Source organism: Haliea sp. E1-2-M8 (genome assembly GCF_030649675.1).
Lineage (GTDB): Bacteria > Pseudomonadota > Gammaproteobacteria > Pseudomonadales > Halieaceae > Haliea.
Genome location: NZ_JAUTDR010000016.1, coordinates 44906 through 61964, shown reverse-complemented (window position 1 = coordinate 61964; position 17059 = coordinate 44906). Strand labels below are relative to the sequence as shown.

Genomic DNA, 17059 nt, shown 5'->3' with positions numbered 1-17059 from the left:
CAGGCGCCGGGTTTACAGCAGAGGTTTGCGCTCAGCTGAACAGGCCCTCCCCCGCGGCCAGGCGCTGGCCGAGGGCGGCAACCTGGGCGCCGCTGGAACCCAGCGCCATCTCGTTGTAGCGCAGCCACAGGCAGTAGCGCCAGAGGGGATAGTCGCGGTCGATACCGGTGCCGCCGTGCACATGCTGGCAGGCGTAGCTGACCCGGTGGCCGACATCACCCGCCCAGATCTTGGCAATCTGCACTTCGGTGGTCGCAGGCTGCTGGTCGCTGAGCAGGGACAGGGCCTGCCAGGCACACAGGCGCAGGCACTCGACATCGATATAGCAGTCCGCCATGCGGTGCCCCACCGCCTGGAAGGTGGCGATGGGCACCCCGAACTGCTGCCGCTCACTGGTGTAGCTGGCCGCCATGCGCAGGGCGTGATCGGCGGCACCCAGCTGCTGGGCGCAGAGCGCCGCCGCGCAACGCTCACGGGTCCAGGCCAGCAGCTCCTCCCCGCAGCTGGCCACGACGACATCCGCCGCCGGTACGCTGACAGCAGCCAGGGTCACCCGGCAGTGGGGCTCGAAATGGGTCATCTGCAGGTCGGTCAGGGTAACCCCTGGATCCCGGGTATCCACCAGAACCACCGCGGTCGCCCCGCCCCGGCGCACCGGCAACAGCAGCCAGTCCGCCTCCCGGGCAAAGGGCACTGCAGCACATTCGCCGTCCAGTATCAGCGCGCCCTCCTGGTCCCGGGCCTGCAACCGGGTCGGATCGGCGCTGCTCAAGCCGGTCCAGAAGTCGCCGCTCAGCAGCAGCTCGCCGCGGGCGGCCGCGGGCAGGATCCGTTCGCGCAAGCCGGCAGGAGCGAATTGCTGCAGTGGCAGCATCGCCGACACACAGTGGGCCAGCACCGGCACCGGTGCCACACTGCGGCCCAGTTCCTCGATGAACAGGCCCAGCTCCATGAAGCCCAGGCCCATGCCGCCGTATTCCTCCGCCACCGCGGCAGCTGGCAGGCCCGCCTCGAGCAGCGTTTGCCAGAGTTCCCGGTCGAAACGCGGAGCCCGGTATTCATCGTAGGCCGCCAGACTGGCGGGGCTCACCTTGTCGTCGAGGATCTTGCGGGCAAGCCCGCGCAGCTGTTCCTGAATTTCGGATAATCCAAAGTCCATGTGCGCTTCCCTCAGCGGCTGGCGCGGGGCATCCACAGCCCCGCGGCGGAAATGATGTCGCGCTGGATCTCGTTGGCGCCGCCACCAAAAGTGATGATCGAGGCCGTACGATACAGGCGCTCGATGCGGCCGGCCTGTTCCTGGGCGCCGGGCGAATGCGAGCGCAGCAGGCCGGCCTCGGCGACGATCTCCCCGAGCAGGCGATAGACCTCGATGAAACCCTCGGAGCCAAACACCTTGGCGGCGGAGGCATCCGCCATGCCCAGGGTGCCCGCGGTCATCGCCCAGGACTGTTTGTAGACGATGAGCTTCATGCACTCGATCAGGGCCCGGCTGCGGGCCAGGTTGGCCTGCACCCAGGACTGGGCCGCCACCGGCTGGCCGTCATCCCCGATCGCGGCCCGCGCCCAGTGCACCACCTGGTTGAACAGCTCGGAGACGGGGCCGAAATTGATCAGGCTCAGCCGCTCCCGGTTGAGCTGGCTGGTAATCAGTTTCCAGCCGCCGTTCAATTCCCCGACGCGGTGGTCGTCACTGACCCGGATATTGTCATAGAAGGTCGCGTTGGTGCGCACCCCGCCCAGGGTGTGCACCGGGGTGCAGCTCCAGCCCGGATCACTGTTGGGCACCAGAAACATGGAGATGCCCTTGTGCTTCTTTGGCGCGTCCGGGTCGGTGCGCACCGCCAGCCAGGTGTAGTCGCAGAAGTGCGCCAGGGAGGTCCACATTTTCTGGCCGTTGATCACCCAGTCGTCACCGTCGCGAACGGCGCTGGTGCGCAGGGAGGCCAGGTCGGTGCCGGCACCGGGTTCGGAATAACCAATGGAAATCAGCAGCTCGCCGCGCAGGATCTGCGGCACGATTTCCTCGCGGATCCAGGCATTGCCGTGCTCCGCCAGGGTCGGGCCCACGGATTCCGTGGTCAGGAACGGGAACGGGTAGCCCGCGCGCATCACCTCCTCGACGAACACGAACTGCTCCAGCGGCGACAGACCGCGACCACCGTACTCTTTGGGCCAGCCCAGGCCGATCCAGCCGTCGCGCCCCATCTGCGCCAGCGCCGCACGCCACAGGGGACCACCGCCCTCGCCCATGTCGCGCTCGCACTCGGCGCGCAGCTCCGGGGTCATCAGCTCGCGGAAATAAGCCCGCAGCTCGTCGCGCAGTTCCAGCTGCGCGGGGGTAAACTGTATTTTCATCTCAGGCTCCCGGCGATTGTGGGACAGATAATAACCGCCGCGGCGCACTGCCGCAGGCGGGGTTGCGGCCAAACTTAGTGGCGAAAGTGCTCAGGCCGCCGCCTGCAGCCGCCGCAGATCCTGCAGGATTTCCCGCCACATGGGATCGGGCGCGGCATAGGGTGCGTAGATCGCCAGCCGATCCGCGCAGTCACCGTAGCGCGCCAGCAGCGCTGCGGCGATATCCCCTGGATGGCCGCTGACCGCGAAGGCGGCGACAAACTCATCGTCAATGTGGGTGCCGAGCGCATCCCACTGGCCCTGCTTGGACAGCTTGTTCAACTCCGGCTGCAGGTCGGCGTAGCCGATCGCCGCCATGGGTGGCAGGTAGGCTGGCGTCGAGGCATAGAAGCCGAGCAGGCCGCGCACCGCGGTAGCGGCGGCCTCGCGCCCCGCCGCGTCCTCCCCGGTAATGACAATCGCGTTGACCTGCAGGGTGAAATCCGCACGCGACCGCCCCCCCTGCGCCAGGCCCCGGGCTACCGCCGGCAGCGCCTGCTCGCGCAGGAAACGCTCGTTGTTGAACGGGTGCACGATAAGGCCGTCCGCTACTTCGCCGGCGATTTCCGTCATCCGCGGGCCGAGGGCGCCGAGCATGATGGGCGGCACCCCAAAGGGATTGGGACCGGGATTGAACATCGGGGTCATCAGGGTATGGCGATAGAATTTGCCCTCATAGGAAAGGCGTGTGCCGTCCTGCCAACAGGCGAAAATGGCCTTCAGGGCGAGGATATAGTCGCGCATGCGGGTCGCCGGCGGATCAAAGTCGATGCCGAAACGCTTCTCGATATGGGCCTTGATCTGGGAGCCTATGCCGAGCAGAAAGCGGCCCTCGCTGTAGCGCTGCAGATCCCAGGCCTGGTAGGCAAGGTGCAGCGGATTGCGCGGGAACGCGACCGCGATGCCGGTGGCGATATCCAGGCCCGGCGCGTGTTCCGCCGCCAGCACCAGCGGCAGAAACGGGTCCCAGCTACCCTCCAGCGTATACACCCCGTCATAGCCGATATCTGCCAGCCGCCGGGCTTCCGCGGCCGCGCCCCCCAACTGGGCATAGAACGGTCCGTCGATTTTTATGGTCACTGCTCTTCTCTCCAATTCCGGGGTGGCGATTACTGTTGGCAAACGGGGTTATAGCGCAGTGCATCGCGGCGTTGCCACGACAATGTCGTCACGACACAGGTTCTGCGCCGTCGTCTCGCGACAGGCCCGCCCCTGGTACAGATAGGTGTACGCCGGGGCGCGCCGGCATTCGCCGTCTGCGCCATAATCGCTGTCCCAGAAGGAGGACCCACGACAATGAAAACCGGAATCTGCCTGCCCTACATGAAAGCCGGACTGACCCGCGACGACTACCTGCAGTGGTTCCAGCGGGTCGATGCCGGGCCCTTCCACAGCGTCTCCTGCGGCGAACGCGTGCACGGCCCCACCTTCGACATGCGCATCCTGCTGGCGGCTGCCGCTGCCTGTACCAGCCGGGTGCAGATCACCCCGACCCTGTACGTGCTGCCCATGCACAGCGCGGTGCAGGTCGCCAAGGAAGTTGCCAGCCTGGACATCCTCTCCGGCGGCCGCGTGCAGCAGGTCTGCGTCGGCTACGGCGGCAGGGAAGCCGACTACGCCGCGGTCGAGGCACCCTTCAAGGGCCGGTACGGCCGCATGGACCAGCAGGTCGCCACCCTGCGCCAGGTGTGGAACCAGCAGGAAGTCATCCCCGGCGCCGGCGCCATCGGCCCCCTCCCCACCCGCGACGGCGGCCCCAAACTGCTGGCCGGCGTGCTCGGCCCCAAGAGTATCGCCCGCTGCGCCCAGTGGGCCGACGGCCTCTACGGCTGGTCCGGCAACGGCGAACAGGCCGAACTGGCCAACGCCTTCCGCCTCGCCGACGAAGCCTGGGACGCAGCCGGCCGCGAGCAGAAGCCCTACCGCCTCGGCGGTTTCTGGTGCACCCTCGCCGACGACGGCCCCCAGCGGCTGTACGATTACGTCTACGACTACCTCGCCATCGCCGGGCCGGAAATCGCCAGGATGATGGCCGAGTCGGTGCACCGCAGCTCCGAGGACACCATCCTCGAGGCCCTGGACAATGCCGAGGCGGCGGGTTGCGAGGAGGTTTTCCTGGTGCCGGCGACGGCGGATATCGCCGAGGTGGACCGGCTGGGGGACCTGCTGCTGAGGCGTGGCGGCTGAGTTCTCAGCGGTTGGTTATTACGTCGTTCAACTGCCAGCTTGAAGGCCTGAGTCGTTTTAAAAGCTCGCTTCGTTCGAGAGGCGGCCTCGCGGCCGCTGCGTCGCTCCGGGAACCGGGGGCTCCGAATCAACGCGGGGTGGTCGAGATGATCGCTCAGGACTTCGTTAACCAGGTCGCAGTGACCATTGCCATCGAACACCGTTTCGCTCGGTTCCCCCTGCCAACCGCTGAGCGGGTGACTCTCCGATAACAACGTACCTTGACCTCAGTTTCCCCACCCGCGTTGATCCGGTGCGGGGATGTCGTTTCGCGGACTTGGAGGGCGTCGGTGCGCCCACCGTCTTCCACTTAGTGGCTGCCAACCCCCAGCCCTGTAAGTGGGAACAGACCAGCTTCAAATCTGCCCCCGCCATGCCAGGTGCCATCCCTGCTCACAATGTGCGCGGCCAGACGGCAGCGCAAGAATACCAACGGCAAACGCGCCGCATGCGCCCGGAATGAAGCGAAAGGAGCATACCCGTGGCGGAGCGACGCCGCGGCCGGAGGCCGCCAGTGGAACGAAGCGACCCGGAGTGAACCCGGCACGGTGGGCAGTGCTCCCGACCCGCCCCCTTTTCCGCTATACTCGCGCGCTGCTAAAACCAGCAACCACAACCTGACCCGGGGGGCCCATGGCCAAGCGCGTATATCTGTTCAACGAGGGCAGCAAGGACGACCGCGACCTGCTCGGCGGCAAGGGCGCCAATCTCTGTGAAATGACCGCGCTGGGCCTGCCGGTGCCCTTCGGTTTCATCATCACTACCCCTACCTGCCGCGAGTTCTTCGAGTTCGGCAACAAGCTGCCGCCACTGCTGGAGCAGGAGTATCGGGTGGCGCTGGACCTGGTGGAAAAGAAGATGGGCGCGCGCTTTGGTGACCCGGAGAATCCGCTGCTGTTCTCGGTGCGCTCGGGGGCGGCGGTGTCGATGCCGGGCATGATGAACACCATCCTCAACCTGGGCCTGAACGATGAAATTGCCGCGGGCCTGGCGCGCAGGACCGACAATCCGCGTTTCGCCTACGACTGTTATCGGCGTTTTATCCAGATGTTCGCGAACGTGGTGCTGGGTGCCGATGGCGAGCAGTTCGAGCACGAGATCGAAAAGTACAAGGCCGCCCACGGCAAGCGCACTGATGTGGAAATGAACGCCGGGGACTGGCTGGAAATCATCCGCATCTACAAGACCCTGGTGGACTTCCCGGAGGACCCCTTTGTCCAGCTCAAGCTGGCGGTGGAGGCGGTGTTCCTGTCCTGGCATACGCCGCGGGCCTATGTCTACCGGGAGATGAACAACATCCCGGAGACGCTGGGTACGGCGGTGAATGTGCAGGCGATGGTGTTTGGCAATTTCGGCGACACCTCGGGCTCCGGCGTCGCTTTTACCCGCAACCCCTCCAACGGCGAGCACAGCTTTTTCGGCGAGTTCCTGTTCAATGCCGCCGGTGAAGACGTGGTGGCCGGCACCCGCACACCGCTGCCGGTGTCCGCCCTGGATGAGCGCTTGCCGGAAGTGTACGCCGAGCTGTTTCGCACCCAGGCGCAGCTGGAAAAGCACTACCGCGACATGCAGGACCTGGAATTCACGGTGCAGGAAGGCAAGCTGTACATGCTGCAGACCCGCAGCGGCAAGCGCACTGGCCGGGCTTCGGTGAAGATCGCCGTGGACATGGTGCGCGAGGGCCTCATTACCGAGAGCGAAGCCCTGATGCGGGTGTCACCGGAGCACGTGGAATCCTTTCTGCACCCGATGGTGGACCCGGAGCAGAAAACCCAGATTGTCGCCACCGGCCTGCCCGCCAGCCCCGGCGGCGCCACCGGCCGGGTGGTGTTCTCGGCGGAGGAAGCAGTGGAAGTTGCGGCCACCGGTGACAGCGTCGTGCTCGTGCGCCGGGAGACCACGCCGGAAGATATCCACGGCATGAAGGTTGCCGCCGGGATTCTCACGGAACTGGGCGGCATGACCTCGCACGCGGCAGTGGTTGCGCGCGGCATGGGGGTCTGCGCCATCACGGCCTGCACTGGCCTGAGTATCAACTACGCCGCGGGTACCGCGACCACCGCCAGCGGCGTGGTCATCCGCCGCGGCGATGTCATCACCCTGGACGGCACCGCCGGCGAGGTGATGCTCGGTGATGTGCCCAAGACCGAAGCCAGCAGCAGCGAGGATTTCCAGATCCTGCTGTCCTGGGCCGATGAGCATCGGCGGCTGAAGGTGCGGGCCAATGCGGAAACCCCGGAAGATGCCGCCAAGGCCCGCGAACTCGGCGCCGAGGGCATCGGTCTGTGTCGCACCGAGCACATGTTCTTCGATGCCGAACGCATTGACCAGATGCGCGGCATGATCCTCTCGGAGAGTCGCGAAGAGCGCCAGGGCTATCTGGACAAGCTGCTGCAGTTCCAGGAAGAGGACATGCTGGCCCTGTTCCGGGTGATGGACGGGCTGCCGGTGACGGTGCGCCTGCTGGACCCGCCGCTGCACGAATTCCTGCCCCACACGGAAGAGGACATGATCGCCCTCTCCCACCGCATCGACAAGCCGCTGGAGAAGATCCGGGCGATGAGCGATAGCCTGAAGGAAGTAAACCCGATGCTGGGTTTCCGCGGCTGCCGCCTGTCCATCGTGCATCCGGAGGTCACCGAGATGCAGGTGAAGGCCATAATCAGCGCCGCGGTGCGGGCGACTGAAGAGGGATTGAAGCCGTTGCCGGAAATCATGATTCCGCTGGTGGTCAACGTGCGCGAGATCCGCCTGATCAGCGAGATCATCGACCGCGGCATCCAGGCGGTATTGAAGGAGAAGCAGGTTTCCGTGCCCTACAAGATCGGCACCATGATGGAAACCCCGCGCGCCACCCTCGGCGCAGACCGGCTGGCGGCGGAAGTGGAATTCATGAGCTTTGGCACCAACGACCTGACCCAGATGACCTACGGCTTTTCCCGCGACGACGTCGGCAAGTTCCTGCCCATGTACCTGGAGAAAAAACTGGTCGAGAGCGACCCCTTCGTCACCCTGGACCAGCGCGCCGTCGGCCGCCTGCTGGAGATCGCGGTGACCGAGAGCCGGGCGCGCAAACCCGGCATCAAGTACGGCATTTGCGGTGAACACGGCGGCGATCCCCGTTCGATCCAGTTCTTCCACGACCTGGGCCTGGACTATGTGTCCTGCAGCCCGTTCCGGGTGCCGGTGGCGCGTATCGCCGCGGCCCAGGCCAAAGTGCGCCGGGAAACCGAAACCCGTCGCTCCTGACACAAGGACCCCACAAATGAACCAGAGTTTTTTCCCGCCGCGCCGTATTCTCATGGGCCCCGGGCCCTCGGATGTTTCCGCCCGCGTCCTCGGCGCCCTGGGGCGCCCTACCATCGGCCACCTGGACCCGCTGTTCGTGGCCCTGATGGACGAAGTCAAGGGCCTGCTGCAGTATGCCTTCCAGACCGAAAACGCCCTGACCCTGCCGATTTCCGCCCCCGGCTCCGCCGGCATGGAGGCCTGTTTTGTCAACCTGGTGTCGCCGGGTGATACGGTCATTGTCTGCCGCAACGGTGTCTTCGGCGGGCGCATGCAGGAAAACGTGGAGCGCTGTGGCGGCACCGCCATCCTGGTGGAGGACGACTGGGGCCAGCCGGTGAGCGTGGACAAGGTTGCCGCTGCTTTCAAGGCCCACCCCGAGGCTTCCCTGCTCGCCTTGGTCCACGCAGAAACCTCAACCGGGGTGCGCAGTGACGCCGAGGCCCTGTGCGCGCTGGCCCGGGAGCACGGTGCCCTGTCCATTGTCGATACGGTGACCTCCCTGGGGGGCATTGAACTCAAGGTCGATGCCTGGGGTGCCGACGCGGTCTATTCCGGCACCCAGAAATGTCTGTCCTGCATCCCCGGGCTGTCGCCGGTAACGTTCAGCCCGCGCGCGGTGGAACGGATCCAGGCCCGCAGCGAGCGGGTGCAGAGCTGGTTTCTCGACATGCAGCTGGTGATGGGTTACTGGGGCGGCAGCAGCAAGCGCGCCTACCACCACACGGCACCGATCAACCTGCTCTACGCCCTGCACGAAGCCCTGTTGATGCTGCGGGAAGAGGGCCTTGAGGCGGCCCACGCGCGCCACCGGCGGCACCACGATGCACTGGTAGCGGGCCTTGCAGCACTGGGGCTGGAAATGGCGGTGGCCGCGGAGTACCGCCTGCCGCAGCTGAATGCGGTGCGGATCCCCGAGGGCGTTGACGACGCCGCCCTGCGCAAGACTCTGCTTGAGGATTTCAACCTGGAAATCGGTGCCGGCCTCGGCGCCCTGGCAGGAAAGACCTGGCGCATCGGCCTCATGGGCCACGCCTGTACCGCGGCCAATGTCACCCTGTGCCTCACGGCGCTGGCCACGACCCTCGCCCGGCAGGGCTTGCGGCTGGATGCCGGGGCGGCGCTAGAGGCCGCTGACGCTGTGCTCGCCGCCGCCTGAGAGGGGTTGCCCCAGCAACATCTGCCACAGCGTCTGCAACTGCCCGTCGCGGCGGTTGCGGTGCATGGTGTAGCTGACGTGCTCCTCCGGCCCCGCCTCCGGCGTCAGCTGGATGCTCCAGAGGGAATCGATCTCGTTGGGCAGCAGCGAATAGCGGACATCGATCACCCGCCCGGAAATCAGCGGGTCGCTGGCCACGTAATCATTGCTGAACCAGGCGAACCGTTCGACATCACGCGCCTGCTGCGAGGCCGGGTCCAGCCAGGGCAGGTCTCTGGCGGTATCCAGCCGGGGAACCGAACTCCCGGGATAGACCACTGCGTAGGGCCAGCTACGCACGGCGTCAACGTGGAAGTCAGTCGCGGTCTCGTACACCACCTTCCACACCAGGATATTGGCAAAGCTGGGCTTGGCCTCCAGCCGCAGCGGCAAGTGCCCGCGCTCGGCGGCCAGCGCCTCGCCCATCACTTCGGCCCGGTCCCGCTGCCAGGCGCCCAGGGCCAGGTAAATCAGCCCCCAGACCACTGCCGCCCTGCCGCAGGCGGGTCGGCGACGCACGGCGGCAAATATGATCAGCGCCAGGATCGGCAGGGTAAACAGGGGGTCGATGATGGAGATGGTGTTCCAGGCAAAGCGCTGGTCGCTGAACGGCCACAGCAGCAGGGTGCCATAGGTGGTACAGGCGTCCAGCAGGCCGTGGGTGGCATAGCCCAGGGTGCAAAACAGGTAGGTCCGCCCGAACCCCAGCCCTGCCCGGCGCCCGATCAGGCGATGCAACAGCAGCGCGCAAAGCAGCCCTCCGACCGGGATAAACAGCAGCGCATGGGTGAACTGGCGGTGATATTCCAGGAACAGCAGCGGGTCTTCCGCCGAGCGGATGAGAACGTCGAGATCCGGCGCCATCCCGGACAGGAAGCCGAGCGCGCCGGCCGCCAGCACCTGGCGACGCGTGGCCGCGGCCTGCGGCAGGGCCGCGCCCAGGGCACCCTGGGTCAAAGGGTCCACAGGCAGGCCTCCCGGGCACACCGGCCCGCCCCGGACACTGAAAAGGAATTTATCGGCATGAGCCTGGCGTTACTCCTTGCTTACAATAGTTAACATGCCCACTGTAGACTCTAGGGTACAATGCATCCCCTGACCCCTGAGAATGGGTCCTGACTTACACCTGTTACGCTGCCGGGCAGTATCCGGACGAGGAGACTTTACATGCGCTTGAAGATTGCATCCATTGCCGCCGCCACCGTTTTGTTGGGCGCCTGCACCACCAATCCCTATACCGGGGAGCGCCAGGCGAGCAAGGCCGCCGCCTACGGAGCGGGCGCTGCGGCGGTCTGCGGCATTGTCGGTTCCATGGATTCCAGCAAGCACGCCCGCAATGCGGCGCTGGGCTGCGGGGTGGTCGGTGCCGGCGTCGGTGCCTACATGGACGTGCAGGAAGCCAAGCTGCGCGAGCAGCTGCAGGGCTCGGGCGTCCAGGTAGTCCGCGAGGGCGACAACATCCGCCTGGTCATGCCCGGCAGCATCACTTTCCAGACCGACTCCTACAACCTCCGCGACGACTTCTATCCCACGCTCAACTCCGTCGGCGAGGTGCTTGCCAAGTACGGCGAGACCACCCTCCGGGTGACCGGTCACACCGACAACACCGGCAGTCGCCAGCACAATCAGCAACTGTCCGAGCGCCGCGCCGGCAGCGTCGCCGACTATCTGGTCACCCGGGACGTCAGCCGCTCGCGGATACTGTCGCAGGGGATGGCCTTCGATCAGCCCGTCGCGGACAACAGCAGCGAACAGGGCCGCGCCCGGAATCGCCGGGTCGAGCTCCACATACTGCCACAGACCTGAGCGAGCCCGCGGGCTCAGTCGATATCGAAGCTGTAGTAAAGATCGACCGAGCTCTCGAGGCGGCTCACCACTTCCAGCCACAGGCGTGCCTGCAGGTACAGGCGCGCGGTTAGCGTGTTGACCGGTTCATAGAGGCCGACGCCGTATGACAGGTAAATGCGCTCACCGATATAGCCGCTGACTGTGGCCGCAGTCTCGTCTTCCGAGCCCTCGGCACCAAATTCCACATTGCGCAGGCCGGGCAGGCTATTGAGCCCCTCCACGATCCCGCTCTGATTGACCAGCCCGGTACCCACCGACAGTGCCATCGCGGTGCCGTCCGCGCCCGCGCCGCTGTCCATGCCGCGCCCGCGCACCAGGTAGGACAGGGTCTCGGTCTGCGACAGCGCCGGGTCCGAGTACAGGGTGATCCGGGGCTCCTCCAGGGTACCGCTGACCATGACCCCCGCGCGTACCTCATCGGCGGGAATCTCACGCTCCGCGCGCAGGTTGAGATCCGGATTTTCCGGCAACCCGGTAAAGGAAATCCGGCCCTGGCGCACCAGCAGGCGCTGGCCGTAGGCGCGGAATTCGCCGCCGACGATATTCAGGTTGCCGAATACCTGCAGCGGCTGCCCGGACACCTGCTGCAGGGACAGGTCGCCGCCCACGGTGACATTGAGGTCGCGACCCTGGACCCGGAACTTGTCCCGGATCCGTACCCGGACTTCCGCGTCCAGGTTGAAGGGGCTCTCCGGGGCAACCACGTTGCCGGCGTAGTCCACTTCCACCACATCGGGCGACAGGGAAACGCTGCCGGCGGGTAACTGTTCATAGGCGAGGATGCCGGATTTCACCAGCACTTCGCCCCCGACCACGACGCCATCGGCAGTCGCCCGCAGGCGCAGGTCCGGGCTTACCACGGCCTCGGTGCTGGGCGGGTACAACAGGCGATTGTTCTCACCCCGCAGAACCAGGCTCAGTGCAAACTCGGGCCGCAGGCTGGCATCGCCGCTGATCGCCAGTTCCCCGCCCCCGAGCCGGGCCGTACCCGCGAGTTCCGCGCGCTCACCGAACAGATTCACCGTCAGTTCCACAGCGCGTAATTCGGTGGGGTTGGCGTGGGCCTCGAGCGCGCCCCCGGACCATTTCAGTTCACCCAGGACCTCGGGCTCCGCCTGGGTACCGGCGAGACGCAGGGCGCCGCTGACCTCGCCTTCCAGCCGCGACAGCTGGGGCAGAAAGGGGCGCAGCGCCGCCAGTTGCAGCTGCTCCAGGTCCAGGCTGCCCTCCAGGGCCCCGGCGCGATCTCCAGGCAGCCGCACTGCCAGGGATATGACTCTGGCGCCCTCCCGCTGCATGGCGGCATCGAGTACCAACCCGTCCGCGCCCTGTTCCAGATTCGCGGTCAGTGAATCCCAGCTCAGGGTGGCGGATTCTCCCTCCGGATAAAATTGGGTAATGGTGCCCTCGGGGCTCAGGATCTGGGCCGTTGCCCGCAGCGCGGAATCCGGCTGCCACTCGGCGCGTACGGAGGCGGTCAGTGGGCCAGCCACCTGCAATTGCTGGGGCAGCAGAGCGCCAAACAGGGCGAGGTCGCCGTCCAGCGCCGCAGTGCCGCCGCCGCTTGCCCCGAGGATCCACTCCGAGGCGCACAGGGTGCTCTCGGGCAGCCGCCAGCAGTGCGCCTCCATGCTGCTGCCGTCGGGTCCGTAGCGCACGGTGAACGGAGTTTCCAGGGTCAGTGGCCCGAGGGGCGTCTGGACACCGTCGGTATTCACCTGCACTGTCCAGCTGTCGCCCTCCTGACGCGCTGCAAGCTGCAGTTCACCCGCCAACCTGCCGCCGGAGGACAGCACCAGCCTGGGTTCCTCCCGGGTGCCAGTGACCTGCGCCGCAACCGTGCCCAGGAAAACCTCGACCACCGTTACCTGCTGCAGGCTCAATTCGGCATCGAGAACCCCGCTCGCGCCCAGTTCCAGTTGGCCGGAAAGTGTACCCTCGTCGATCCGGTTGTTGTCCCAGCGCACGCCGCTGAGGCTGCCCTGCAGGTCTACCCTGGCATCCTCCGCACGCCATTCGCCCCGCAGCTGCGCGCTGCCCCGACTGCTCCGCTGCCAGCGCCCCAGATCCGCAATGGCCAGTTCCACCACCGCGTCAGTCTCACTTCCGCTGCCGCCATGCAGGCGCAGGCGAGCACCGTTGGCCTCGCCCAGCAGTTCCCCGGCGGTGATGTAGCTGCCCGCGGCCAGCGCCAGATCCCCGCTCAGGGTTGCGGGCAGGCCGTTGATCTCGCCGCTGATCGCGACCTCGTCCAGAGTTGCCTGCCAGTGACCGTCCACCAGGGTTCCGGTGGTTGCCAGCCTGCCCTGCAGGGTCCCGAACAGGTAATCGTTCAGTGCCGGCAGCACCATGCCCGGCGATTCGAGTGTAGCCTGCCAGCGCAGTGGGTCGCCGTAGGCCAGCGTTCCCGCCAGGTTCACACGGCCCTCACCGGCCACATCGGTGATGCGCAGTTCCTGTACCTCTACGCTACCGTTACTGTGCGCAGCCGCCAGGCGCACAGCCAGCAGGGGGTAGCCGGCATCCACCAGTTCCGCCTGCAGGGTTATTGTCTGAGCCTGGAGATTGCCCTCCGCAGCCACCACAAGTGGCAGGGTCAGGCTGGCGTCGGCAAGTTCCGGCGGCCACCCGGGCAGTTGCGCCAGGGCAAAGCCCGCTGGCCCCAGGATGCGCGCCTCGGCCGCGAACGGCAGCGCCGGATCCAACAGGTTAGCGTCTGCGCTGAGTTCAAGGGCCGGCTCACCCGGCACCGTTAGCGCAATGACCAGGGCGTCAGCCGGTCCGTTCAGCCCCAGCTGCAGGGAGCGACCCTGCAGGGCTTCTGGCAGCACGGCATTGGCTGGCCTGGCATCCAGTTGCAGGCCCATTGGCCAGGCACCGGCCAGATCCAGTTCGCCCTCTGCGCTCAGGGAGCCCCACTCGGCGCTATCGGCTTCGAGCCTGGCCAGTGTCAGCTCAGTGCCCTGCCAGCTCAGGGCCAGGGCCAGCCGCTCCAGGCCATGTTCGATTTCGCCCAGGCGCAGACGCGGAGCCTGCAGCTCGAGGCTTTCCACCACCAGCAGCAGGGGCAGGCCAATCTCCGGCAGCAGCAGCGGCTCTGGGGTAGCGCTCGGGGCGACCTCGGGGTCGGCCTCCAGGGTCAACAGCCCGCCGGCGACAGCCACCTCATCCAGAACAATACCGGATTCATCCACCTGCACTGCCAGGCTCGCCTGCTGCTGCTCCCAACTTCCACCCGGCCAGCGCACCTGCAATGCAGCAATCCGTACGCGAGGTGCAACTACACTGACCGGCAGCTCCAGCGGTTCGCTGGCAGTCGGCGCCGTGTCGGTCTCCTCCCCCTCGGCGGGAACTACCGCAAAGGCCAGGCTGCCCAAGTCAAGCCGGGTGAAACAGAAACGGCTCTGCCACAGGCAGCCCCGCTCCAGTTCCATGTGCAGGTCTTTCAACTCGAGTTCAAAGCCCTCCGTGGCCAACACCAGCCGCCGCAGGCGCAGTTCCCCGGCGAGACGGCCACTCTCGTACTCCACCTGCAGGGGCACCGACGACGGCACCAGCGCCAGCAGCAGCCGGGTGCCGGGGGCGGTGAACGGCGCTGCCGCCAGCAGTGCCAACAGCAGCACCAGCAACAGCACAATGCCCTGCGCCAGCCGCTTCAAAACTCAGCTCCTATGTTTATATGCAGGCGCCAGCTTGGCTCATCCTCACTGATGCTGCGCGCTACTTCGAGTTTGATGGCGCCTACCGGGGTCATGTAGTGGACACCAACGCCGGCGGCATAGTTGGCCTCGAACTCGCCCTCGTCGAAGGCGTCGCCAGCGTCGACAAACAACGCACCCCGCCAATCCTTGAGAAACGTGTACTGGTACTCCAGGCTGGCGACCGCCAGACGGTTGCCGCCCAATACGAATTCGCGCTCCTCGCCATCGCTCAGCGACAAATCAACTTCGTTGCCGATGGACTGATAGGCGAAGCCGCGGAGGCTCTGGGAGCCGCCGGCAAAGAAACTCAGGGACGGCGCCAGGTCATCCCGCTGGCCATCGCCGAGCAGGGCGGCGCCAGCCTCGGCGCGTGCCACCATCCGGTGGCGCTCGGCGAGGGGCAGGACGTAAATCCAGTTGGCGTAAAGCCGGGTCATATCGACGCTGGAACCCATTTGGCTGGATGTCGCCTCGACCGAATACAGCTGACTGAAGCCCCACGTCGGATTGACCAGCGGGCCCTCGCGCCGCTTGTGGGATATGGATACACCGGGGAGCAGATAGTCCTCATTGCCGTCCACCGGTCCGGCGTCCCACTGTTCATTGAGCAGCCGCAGGTGATAGCTCAGGATCCAGTTGCCGTAGCGCTGCTCCCGCCGCACCAGCGCCTCTTGCTGGCGACTCTCCAGGTCACCAAACTCGTTCTGCTCCACCCGCAACCCGAACTGGAGGACGTCGTTCAGCGGGTGCGTGAGGGGGATATTGTAGATAAAGCGCCCGCTGGGATTGATCGCGGAGTACTCCAGGCGGGTTTCCTGGCTGTGACCATGGCGGTTGATCTTCGGTGTCCGCCAGGTGAGGGATACCCGCTCTTCGGTGTCCGTGCTATAGCCGATACCGACGTCAATGGTGTGGCGCTTGGCCGGAAACAGCTCCAGGTCCAGGGGAACTTCGCCGTTCGCCCGCTCGTCCAGGACAGGCCGCAGGGTGATGGCAGAAAAATAACCGGTGCGCTGCAACTGCGTCTGCAGGCTTTGCAGGGTACCCAGTTCATAGGGCGCGCCCGGCTCGAAGTTCTGCAGCTTTACCAGCAGCTCCCGGGTAAGGATCTCCTCGTCCAGACGCAGTTCACCGATGCGGTAGCGCTCGCCGCTGGCGTAGTGCAGCCGGACCCGCGCCTCGCCGGCTCCGGGTTCCACTTCCACCGACCGCACCACCAGTTCCGCATCAAAGTAGCCCCGCCGCTGGCCCAGACTGAGCAGCGAATCGCGCAGGGATTCGTAATGGCCGTGGTGCAGGACATCGCCTTCGTTCAGCGGTTTGTTGGCCAGCAGGCGCTCAAAGGCCGGATCGGATGCGGCCCCGCCAACAAGCTGCAGGTCCAGGGAAGTGACAGTGACGGGCTCACCGAGGTCGACTTCGATCAGCAGGCGCCAGGGGTCGCGCTCCCGGTCGACGCTGAGATCGACATCGGCACGGTAGTATCCAAGGGCCTGGAGGCTGCGCTCCACCCGGTCCCGCACCGAGGTCATGAAGTTGGCTCTGGCCGCGCTGGTCTCCGGCGCGGGCCCCAACCAGGCTTCAACATTGGTCCGCTGAGCGCTCTTCAGACCCTCGATCCGGTACTCGAGGACCGGTTCCGCATGGCCCTCAACGGAGGCCAGCAGTAATATCAGTGGCAGGGTCCAGGCGCGCAAGAGCTGCATACCGGGCGACCGTCAGGGGCCGTCGACGAGGTGCGCGTGACCCCAGTAGTTGTAGCCCGCGAAGCGCGGGGTGCCGGGCAGGTACATGGTTTCCACGACCTCCGCCGCAAAGCCCCCGGCCGTCAGCAGCGCGGGAATGTCGCGGTTCAGATTGCAGCCGCCAGCCATTGTCCGCCAAAAACCGTTGAGGCGGTCCTGCCAGCGCACCACGTCCGCATCGGGCGCCCTGCCGTGCTCACAGAACAGCAGTTCGCCGCCGCTGCGCAGCACCCGGGCCATGCCCTGGAGGGCGGCGACAGGGTCGGGGATGGTGCACAGGGCGAATGTCACCAGGACGGTGTCAACGCTGCTGTCAGCTAGCGGAATTTCTTCGCCGGGCAGACCGATAAATTCCACCTCGAAGTCCACGTGCGCCGCCCGCTTGCCGGCCAGCTCCCAGGATTTCTCCGAGGGGTCGAGGCCGATCACACGGTCGACCTGGGCCGGGTCGTAGAACGGCAGGTTGAGCCCGGTGCCAATACCGATTTCCAGCACCGTTCCCCGCGCCCTGGGCACGATTTTCTGCCGTTGCTGCATGATCGGCTTGCTGCCACAGGCGCAGTTGATGCAGTACGGCAGTATATGCCGTTCATAAAAGCCCATGCTGACTATCTCCCTGAAGTGCGTATGATTATAACGGGGTGAGGCGCGCAAGC

At 66.1% G+C, this 17059-nt stretch carries 11 protein-coding genes; 4 read left to right on the top strand and 7 right to left on the bottom strand.

Going from position 1 to position 17059, the window contains the following annotated elements; genetic code table 11:
• Positions 1-31: 31 nt before the first annotated feature.
• The 3 genes from Q6D67_RS14255 to Q6D67_RS14245 all read right to left on the bottom strand — a co-directional run bounded on the left by Q6D67_RS14255 (position 32) and on the right by Q6D67_RS14245 (position 3477).
• A complete protein-coding gene (locus Q6D67_RS14255) occupies positions 32-1159 on the bottom strand; it encodes an acyl-CoA dehydrogenase family protein (RefSeq protein WP_304706333.1) in 1128 nt (375 codons plus the stop codon).
• A gap of 11 nt (positions 1160-1170) precedes the next feature.
• The gene (locus Q6D67_RS14250; protein WP_304706332.1) at positions 1171-2358 is read right to left on the bottom strand and encodes an acyl-CoA dehydrogenase family protein; all 1188 of its coding nucleotides are present in this window, start codon (positions 2356-2358) and stop codon (positions 1171-1173) included.
• Positions 2359-2448: 90 nt separating this feature from the next.
• Positions 2449-3477, bottom strand: coding sequence for a TIGR03617 family F420-dependent LLM class oxidoreductase (locus Q6D67_RS14245; RefSeq protein ID WP_304706331.1), 1029 nt, complete (start codon positions 3475-3477; stop codon positions 2449-2451).
• Between the two features lie 216 nt (positions 3478-3693).
• Here Q6D67_RS14245 and Q6D67_RS14240 point away from each other — a divergent pair, with 216 nt between their 5' ends.
• The 3 genes from Q6D67_RS14240 to Q6D67_RS14230 all read left to right on the top strand — a co-directional run bounded on the left by Q6D67_RS14240 (position 3694) and on the right by Q6D67_RS14230 (position 9070).
• Positions 3694-4584, top strand: a complete 891-nt coding sequence (locus Q6D67_RS14240) for an LLM class flavin-dependent oxidoreductase (protein WP_304706330.1) — start codon at positions 3694-3696, stop codon at positions 4582-4584.
• 672 nt (positions 4585-5256) lie between these two features.
• Positions 5257-7872, top strand: coding sequence for a pyruvate, phosphate dikinase (gene ppdK / locus Q6D67_RS14235; RefSeq protein ID WP_304706329.1), 2616 nt, complete (start codon positions 5257-5259; stop codon positions 7870-7872).
• Between the two features lie 16 nt (positions 7873-7888).
• Complete coding sequence (locus tag Q6D67_RS14230; protein WP_304706328.1) at positions 7889-9070, top strand: alanine--glyoxylate aminotransferase family protein; 1182 nt, start codon at positions 7889-7891, stop codon at positions 9068-9070.
• Here Q6D67_RS14230 and Q6D67_RS14225 read toward each other — a convergent pair.
• Positions 9035-10075: a metal-dependent hydrolase gene (locus Q6D67_RS14225; protein ID WP_304706327.1), complete on the bottom strand. Its 1041-nt coding sequence runs from the start codon at positions 10073-10075 to the stop codon at positions 9035-9037. The genes Q6D67_RS14230 and Q6D67_RS14225 overlap by 36 nt on opposite strands.
• Before the next feature lie 201 nt (positions 10076-10276).
• Here Q6D67_RS14225 and Q6D67_RS14220 point away from each other — a divergent pair, with 201 nt between their 5' ends.
• The gene (locus Q6D67_RS14220; RefSeq protein WP_304706326.1) at positions 10277-10915 is read left to right on the top strand and encodes an OmpA family protein; all 639 of its coding nucleotides are present in this window, start codon (positions 10277-10279) and stop codon (positions 10913-10915) included.
• 14 nt (positions 10916-10929) lie between these two features.
• Here the strand turns inward: Q6D67_RS14220 and Q6D67_RS14215 are convergent, their stop codons facing one another.
• From Q6D67_RS14215 to Q6D67_RS14205, 3 genes are read right to left on the bottom strand one after another with little or no spacing between them, the layout of a single operon-like run.
• Positions 10930-14616, bottom strand: a complete 3687-nt coding sequence (locus Q6D67_RS14215; RefSeq protein WP_304706325.1) for a translocation/assembly module TamB domain-containing protein — start codon at positions 14614-14616, stop codon at positions 10930-10932.
• Positions 14613-16364 (bottom strand): autotransporter assembly complex family protein, encoded by a 1752-nt coding sequence (locus tag Q6D67_RS14210; protein WP_304706324.1) that lies wholly within the window; start codon positions 16362-16364, stop codon positions 14613-14615. Before Q6D67_RS14210 ends, Q6D67_RS14215 begins: the two co-directional genes overlap by 4 nt.
• Before the next feature lie 12 nt (positions 16365-16376).
• Positions 16377-17006 carry a class I SAM-dependent methyltransferase gene (locus Q6D67_RS14205; RefSeq protein WP_304706323.1) on the bottom strand — a complete coding sequence of 210 codons (630 nt, stop codon included), beginning with the start codon at positions 17004-17006 and terminating at the stop codon, positions 16377-16379.
• Positions 17007-17059: the final 53 nt, after the last annotated feature.

Excerpts from the sequence above, each read along its gene's own strand:
- Q6D67_RS14255 (WP_304706333.1), bottom strand. The coding sequence starts at position 1,159 with ATGGACTTTGGATTATCCGAAATTCAGGAACAGCTGCGCGGGCTTGCC.
- Q6D67_RS14250 (WP_304706332.1), bottom strand. The coding sequence starts at position 2,358 with ATGAAAATACAGTTTACCCCCGCGCAGCTGGAACTGCGCGACGAGCTG.
- Q6D67_RS14240 (WP_304706330.1), top strand. The coding sequence starts at position 3,694 with ATGAAAACCGGAATCTGCCTGCCCTACATGAAAGCCGGACTGACCCGC.
- ppdK (WP_304706329.1), top strand. The coding sequence starts at position 5,257 with ATGGCCAAGCGCGTATATCTGTTCAACGAGGGCAGCAAGGACGACCGC.
- Q6D67_RS14230 (WP_304706328.1), top strand. The coding sequence starts at position 7,889 with ATGAACCAGAGTTTTTTCCCGCCGCGCCGTATTCTCATGGGCCCCGGG.
- Q6D67_RS14220 (WP_304706326.1), top strand. The coding sequence starts at position 10,277 with ATGCGCTTGAAGATTGCATCCATTGCCGCCGCCACCGTTTTGTTGGGC.
- Q6D67_RS14210 (WP_304706324.1), bottom strand. The coding sequence starts at position 16,364 with ATGCAGCTCTTGCGCGCCTGGACCCTGCCACTGATATTACTGCTGGCC.
- Q6D67_RS14205 (WP_304706323.1), bottom strand. The coding sequence starts at position 17,006 with ATGGGCTTTTATGAACGGCATATACTGCCGTACTGCATCAACTGCGCC.